This is a genomic window from Micrococcus sp. LASM2_SD2, from assembly GCF_057364565.1.
Window position 1 is genome coordinate 1 of sequence record NZ_JBNFOB010000127.1, and the last position, 6,534, is coordinate 6,534.

Sequence of the window (6,534 nt, forward strand, 5' to 3'; positions counted from 1 at the left end):
CCGTCGTCGACGCGGCGGCGGCGGCGCCGGGCGGCACGCGACGCTGGTGCTGGCCCGTGTGGGGGAGGCCAAGGTCGCCCTCGAGGTGACCCCGCTCTGAGCCCCGGCGCCCGCCCTGCCAGGGCTCCATGCGAATGAAACCCTATGTCAGAGCGGGATTCTGAGTTATATGACACACATCTTGGGCGATTAGAAAACATTCATGTACGCTAATCGGGCGAGGTAAGGCATGCCTGAGTCGACGGCCTCGCTTCCGTCCATCCACAGACCGCCGGACCGTGAATCCGGCCCGTAATGCAAGGGGAACGCTCCCATGGCCTTCTTCCGCCAGCGCACCACCGGTGCCCTCGCCCTCTCCGCCGCCGCCCTCCTGGCCCTGTCCGGCTGTGCCGGCGGCGACCCGGGCTCAGCCGAGGGCTCCGGCTCCGGTGCCGCCGCCCAGGGCGAGCAGGGCACCGCCGCGGCCACCGTCACGGACATGGCCGGAGACGAGGTCGCCATCCCGGAGGACCCGCAGAGCATCATCGCCACGGACAACCGGTCCTTCCGCACCCTCGACTCCTGGGGCGTCGACCTGGCGGCCGCCCCGCGGGCGCTGATGTACGGCGAGGAGGTCTCCTATGAGACGGACGACGCCGTCCATGACCTGGGCACCCACCGCGAGCCGGACCTGGAGGGCTTCGTCACCGCCGAGCCGGACTTGATCGTCAACGGCCAGCGGTTTGCCGACCTCAAGGGGGACATCGCCGAGCTGGCGCCCGAGGCGGCCCTCGTGGACACGAACATCGACACGGAGGCCGAGGGCTTCCGCTTGGACGAGGAGCTGAAAAGGCACACCACCCTGCTCGGTGAGGTCTTCGGCCACCAGGACGACGCCAAGAGGCTGATCGAGGACTTCGACGCCTCCATCGAGCGTGCCAAGGGGGCCTATGACGAGGACCAGACTGTCATGGGGCTGATCGCCTCCGGCGGCAACCTCGCCTACGCGGCGCCGTCCACCGGCCGTGCCATCGGCCCGGTGTTCGACATGCTGGACCTGACCCCGTCGCTGAAGCAGGACGGTTCCGCCAACCACATGGGGGACGACATCTCCGTCGAGGCCATCGCGCAGTCCGATCCGGACTGGATCATCGTGATGGACCGGGACGCCGCCATCGCGGCCTCGGAGGAGGCGGACTACTCCACCGCCGAGGAGCTCATCAAGAAGTCCCCGGCCCTGAAGGACGTCACCGCGGTGAAGAAGGACCAGATCGTCTACCTGCCGAACAACTTCTACATCACCGAGGACATCCAGAACTACACGACCCTCATGAACGACCTCGCGGACGCCTTCGAGAGCAAGGCATGATCCCGGCGAACACGAGCGCGACGGCGCTGGGTCCGGACACGGACCTGGCGCCTCGCCGCGCCCCGGGGGCGGACCACCGGGCCGGGGCGCGGTCGGGCCGTGGACCCACGGGCCCGTGCCGGGGACGGGGAGGATCGCTTCTGCTGGGTCCCCCCGGTGCCCGCGCGGCAGCCGAGGTCCCGCTGGCAGCGCACCTGGCCGCTGCTCGTCGGCGTCCTCATCACCCTCGCCGTGGTGGTCACCTCCCTGTTCGTGGGCGTCTACGACGTGGTGAACGCCCCCGGCGGCTGGGAGATGTTCCAGACCACGCGCGTGCCCCGCACCGTCTCCCTGGTGCTCGCGGGCTCCGCCATGGCCATGGCCGGCCTGGTGATGCAGCTGATGACGCAGAACCGCTTCGTGGAGCCCACCACCACCGGCACCACCGAATGGGCCGGCCTCGGGCTGCTGGTCACGCTCATCGTGTTCCCCGGCGCCCCGCTGATGGTCCGCATGGTCGGTGCCATCCTCTTCGCGCTGGTGGGCACGCTCGTGTTCTTCCTGTTCCTGCGGCGGGTGACCCTGAAGTCGTCGCTGATCGTGCCGATCGTGGGCATCATGCTCGGCGCGGTGGTGGGCGCCTTCTCCACCTTCCTCGCCCTGGAGACGAACATGCTCCAGCAGGTCGGCCAGTGGTTCAACGGCTCCTTCACCTCCGTGGTGGGCAGCCGGTACCTGCCCATGTGGATCACGCTCGTGGTGCTCGTGGCCGTCTTCGTGATCGCGGACCGCTTCACCGTGGCCGGCCTGGGCAAGGACATCGCCACCAATGTCGGCCTCAACTACACGGCCGTGGTGTTCACGGGCGTCACCATGGTGGCCCTGGTGACCGGGGTGACCACCGTGGTGATCGGCTCGCTGCCGTTCCTGGGCCTGGTGGTGCCCAACCTCGTGTCCATGTTCCGCGGAGACGACCTGCGCTCGAACCTGCCCTGGGTCTGCATGGTCGGTATCTGGATCGTCGGCGTCTGCGACATCCTGGCCCGCATCGTCATCGCCCCCTTCGAGGTGCCGGTGTCCCTGATCCTCGGCATGGTGGGCGCCGTCGTGTTCGTCCTGCTGCTCGTGAGGAGGCGCCGCGGTGCCTGACGTGCTCAAGACCTCCGTCCCCGGCCCGGACACCGCGGACGCGCCCGCCACCTCGGCGGACCGCCCCCGCCAGTCCGGCCCCTTCACCGACCCACGCCACCGGACCCGCTACATCCTGCTGGTGGCCGCCCTCGTGCTCGCCTCGGTCGGCTCCACCCTCGGCATCCTGCTCTGGGGCAACACGGCGGCACCGGGCTCCCGAGCCTTCGAGCTCATCGTCGGCATGCGTGTGGACGCGCTGATCGTGATCGCCGTGGTCGCGTTCTGCCAGGCCTTCGCCACCGTGTCCTTCCAGACCGCCACCGGCAACCGGATCATCACCCCCTCGATCATGGGCTTCGAGGCGCTGTACACGGTGATCCAGACCGCCACCGTCTTCTTCCTCGGCGCCGCCGGCCTGACGTTCTTCGCCGGGGGCGCACAGTTCTTCCTGCAGGCCGGCGCCATGGTCCTGTTCGCCACGCTGCTGTACACCTGGCTCCTCTCGGGGCGGCTCGGCTCGATCCACATCATGCTGCTGGTCGGCGTGGTGATCGGCGGCGGCCTGGGTGCCCTGTCCTCCTTCATGCAGCGCGTCATGGACCCCAACGAGTTCGACCTCCTCACTGCCCGCCTGTTCGGCAATATCGGCAACGCGGACACGGAGATCCTGGTGTACGTCATCCCCGTGGTCGCGGTAGCCGGGTTGGCGGTCTGGCTCCGTGCCCGCCGCATGAACCTCGTGGCGCTGGGGGCGGACGTGAGCAACAACCTCGGACTGAACCATCGCCGTGAGGTCATGGTCTCCCTGTTCCTGGTGGCCGTCCTGATGTCCATGACCACGTCCCTGATCGGGCCCATGACCTTCCTGGGCTTCCTCGTGGCCACCCTGGCCTACTCGGCCACGGACACCTACGACCACCGACTGGTGCTGCCGGTCGCGTTCCTCATCGGCTACGCGATCCTCTCCACCGCCTATTTCGTGCTCCGGCACGTCTTCTACGCCCAGGGCGCGGTGACCGTGATCATCGAGCTCGTGGGCGGACTCGTCTTCCTGTTCGTCGTCATGCGGAAGGGCCGCCTGTGATCACCTCGAGAACGTCGCCAAGACCTACGGCGCCGAGACGACCATCGGCCCGGTCTCCGTGGAGATCCCCGCCGGGGGCGTGACCGCCCTGGTGGGCCCCAACGGCGCGGGCAAGTCCACCGTGCTCACCATGATGGGCCGGCTGCAGGACGTGGACTCCGGCAGCATCCGGGTCAACGGCGAGGACATCACCAGGACGCCGTCCCGCGAGCTCGCCAAGACACTGGCGATCCTGCGCCAGGAGAACCACTTCATCACCCGGCTCACGGTGCGCCAGCTGGTGGGCTTCGGCCGCTACCCCTACTCCAAGGGGCGCATCACGGTGGAGGACGAGAAGTACATCTCCGAGGCCATCGACTTCCTCAACCTCACCGCCTTCGAGAACCGCTACCTGGACCAGCTCTCCGGCGGCCAGCGCCAGCGCGCCTACGTGGCCATGGTGCTCGCGCAGGACACGGACTACGTGCTCCTGGACGAGCCGCTGAACAACCTGGACATGCAGCACTCGGTGCAGATGATGAAGCAGCTGCGCCGCACCGCGGACGTCCTCGGCCGGACCGTGGTGATCGTCATGCACGACATCAACTTCGCCGCCGCCTATGCGGACCAGATCGTGGCGATGAACGACGGCAGCGTCTCGAAGGTCGGCACGCCGGCGGAGATCATGCGTCCGGACGTGCTGCAGGAGATCTTCCACACGCCCTTCGACGTCGTGGACGGTCCCGCCGGACCCCTCGCCGTCTACTACTGAGCCACGCCCACAGCGGACAGCTGGCACTCGCCTTGACCGAGTGCCAGGAGGGTTCCTAGAGTCAGTGGTGTTGGCACTCGGACACCCCGGGTGCCAGGAATCCGAAGACCTCTGCCGATCCGGCACCCGCGACGACGGTTGGGCAGTAGACGAGTCGAACCAGAAGGAGTGTGCAGCATGTCTGTCTCCATCAAGCCCCTCGAGGACCGCATCGTTGTCCGCCCGCTCGAGGCCGAGCAGACCACCGCGTCCGGCCTCGTGATCCCGGACACCGCCAAGGAGAAGCCGCAGGAGGGCCAGGTCGTGGCCGTGGGCCCGGGCCGCGTCGCCGAGAACGGCAACCGCGTGCCGGTGGACGTCGCCGAGGGCGACGTCGTCCTGTACTCCAAGTACGGCGGCACCGAGGTGAAGGTGAACGGCGAGGAGTACCTGGTGCTCTCCGCCCGCGACGTGCTCGCCGTCGTCACCAAGTGACCTGACACCGCCCGGGGCCCGGCCGCCCTCGCCCACGCGCGACGGCCCGGGCCCGGGCGGTGACCGCACTCCCACCCCGACTCCACAGACCTGACACTGAAAGGAGCGTGACGTCTCCATGGCCAAGCAGCTGGCTTTCAACGACGACGCGCGCCGCGCCCTCCAGGCCGGCATCGACAAGCTCGCGGACACCGTCAAGGTGACCCTCGGACCCAAGGGCCGCAACGTCGTGCTGGACAAGGCCTGGGGCGCGCCCACCATCACCAACGACGGCGTGACCATCGCCCGTGAGGTGGAGCTGGACGACCCCTACGAGAACATGGGCGCCCAGCTCGCCAAGGAGGTCGCCACCAAGACCAACGACATCGCCGGCGACGGCACCACCACCGCCACCGTGCTGGCCCAGGCCCTCGTCAACGAGGGCATGCGCCAGGTGGCCGCCGGTGCCGCCCCGAACGAGGTCAAGAAGGGCATCGAGACCGCCGTGGCCGCCGTCGAGCGCCGCCTGCTCGAGAACGCCCGCCCGGTCGAGGGTAAGGAGGTGGCCCACGTGGCCGCCATCTCCGCCCAGAACGACGAGGTCGGCGAGCTGCTGGCCCGCGCCTTCGACACCGTCGGCACCGACGGCGTCATCACCATCGAGGAGTCCTCCACGACCTCTACCGAGCTGGACGTCACCGAGGGCATGCAGTTCGACAAGGGCTTCCTGTCCCCGTACATGGTCACCGACGCCGAGCGCCAGGAGGCCGTGCTCGAGGATGCCTACGTCCTGATCAACTCGGGCAAGATCTCCAACGTGCAGGAGCTGCTGCCCCTGCTGGAGAAGGTCCTGCAGGCCAACAAGCCGCTGTTCGTGATCGCCGAGGACGTCGAGGGCGAGGCCCTGTCCACCCTCGTGGTGAACAAGATCCGCGGCACCCTGAACGTCGTGGCCGTCAAGGCCCCGGGCTTCGGCGACCGCCGCAAGGCCATGATGCAGGACATCGCGATCCTCACCGGCGCCCAGGTCGTGTCCCCGGACCTCGGCATGAAGCTCGAGCAGGCCGACCTGGACGTGCTCGGCTCCGCCCGCCGCATCACCGTCACCAAGGACTCCACCACCATCGTGGACGGCGGCGGCGCCGCCGACGAGGTGGAGGCCCGCGTGGCCCAGATCAAGGCCGAGGCCGCCGCCACCGACTCCGAGTGGGACAAGGAGAAGCTCCAGGAGCGCCTCGCCAAGCTCGCCGGAGGCATCGGCGTGATCCGCGTGGGCGCCGCCACCGAGGTGGAGCTCAAGGAGCGCAAGCACCGCATCGAGGACGCCGTGTCCTCCACCCGTGCGGCCCTGGAGGAGGGCATCGTCGCCGGCGGCGGCACCGCCCTCATCAACGCCCTCGCCGTGCTGGAGGAGGACGAGGCCGTCAAGGGCCTGGCCGGCGACGCGCTCGTGGGCGTGGACATCGTCCGCAAGGCCCTCAAGCAGCCGCTGCGCTGGATCGCCCAGAATGCCGGCGAGGACGGCTACGTCGTCGTCACCAAGGTCGCCGAGATGGAGCCGAACCAGGGCTTCAACGCCAAGACCGGCGTCTACGGCGACCTGATCGCCGACGGCGTGATCGACCCGGTGAAGGTGACCCGTTCGGCACTGGCCAACGCCGCCTCCATCGCCGCCCTGGTGCTCACCACCGAGACCCTCGTAGCGGACAAGCCGGAGGACGACGAGGACGACCACCAGCACTGACGCCCCCGTGCTCCAGCGTGACGACGACGCCCCCCCGCACCTCA

Annotated in this window: 6 protein-coding genes; all 6 read left to right on the forward strand. The window is 68.9% G+C overall.

The window, feature by feature from the left end; genetic code table 11:
- The first annotated feature begins 313 nt into the window (after positions 1-313).
- The 6 genes from AC2W7A_RS07810 to groL all read left to right on the forward strand — a co-directional run bounded on the left by AC2W7A_RS07810 (position 314) and on the right by groL (position 6,490).
- Positions 314-1,348, forward strand: a complete 1,035-nt coding sequence (locus tag AC2W7A_RS07810) for a siderophore ABC transporter substrate-binding protein (protein WP_485990861.1) — start codon at positions 314-316, stop codon at positions 1,346-1,348.
- 156 nt (positions 1,349-1,504) lie between these two features.
- Positions 1,505-2,476: an ABC transporter permease gene (locus AC2W7A_RS07815; protein ID WP_485990862.1), complete on the forward strand. Its 972-nt coding sequence runs from the start codon at positions 1,505-1,507 to the stop codon at positions 2,474-2,476.
- Positions 2,469-3,542, forward strand: coding sequence for an iron chelate uptake ABC transporter family permease subunit (locus AC2W7A_RS07820; RefSeq protein ID WP_485990863.1), 1,074 nt, complete (start codon positions 2,469-2,471; stop codon positions 3,540-3,542). The genes AC2W7A_RS07815 and AC2W7A_RS07820 overlap by 8 nt, the downstream gene beginning before the upstream one ends.
- A gap of 58 nt (positions 3,543-3,600) precedes the next feature.
- Entirely contained in the window at positions 3,601-4,293 is a 693-nt protein-coding gene (locus AC2W7A_RS07825; RefSeq protein WP_485990864.1) for an iron ABC transporter ATP-binding protein, read from the forward strand.
- 177 nt (positions 4,294-4,470) lie between these two features.
- The gene (gene groES / locus AC2W7A_RS07830) at positions 4,471-4,767 is read left to right on the forward strand and encodes a co-chaperone GroES (protein ID WP_067191682.1); all 297 of its coding nucleotides are present in this window, start codon (positions 4,471-4,473) and stop codon (positions 4,765-4,767) included.
- Positions 4,768-4,885: 118 nt separating this feature from the next.
- The gene (gene groL / locus AC2W7A_RS07835) at positions 4,886-6,490 is read left to right on the forward strand and encodes a chaperonin GroEL (RefSeq protein ID WP_485990865.1); all 1,605 of its coding nucleotides are present in this window, start codon (positions 4,886-4,888) and stop codon (positions 6,488-6,490) included.
- The last annotated feature ends 44 nt before the right edge of the window (positions 6,491-6,534 follow it).

Coding starts and splice junctions, on each gene's coding strand:
- AC2W7A_RS07810 (WP_485990861.1), top strand. CDS start 314: ATGGCCTTCTTCCGCCAGCGCACCACCGGTGCCCTCGCCCTCTCCGCC.
- groES (WP_067191682.1), top strand. CDS start 4,471: ATGTCTGTCTCCATCAAGCCCCTCGAGGACCGCATCGTTGTCCGCCCG.
- groL (WP_485990865.1), top strand. CDS start 4,886: ATGGCCAAGCAGCTGGCTTTCAACGACGACGCGCGCCGCGCCCTCCAG.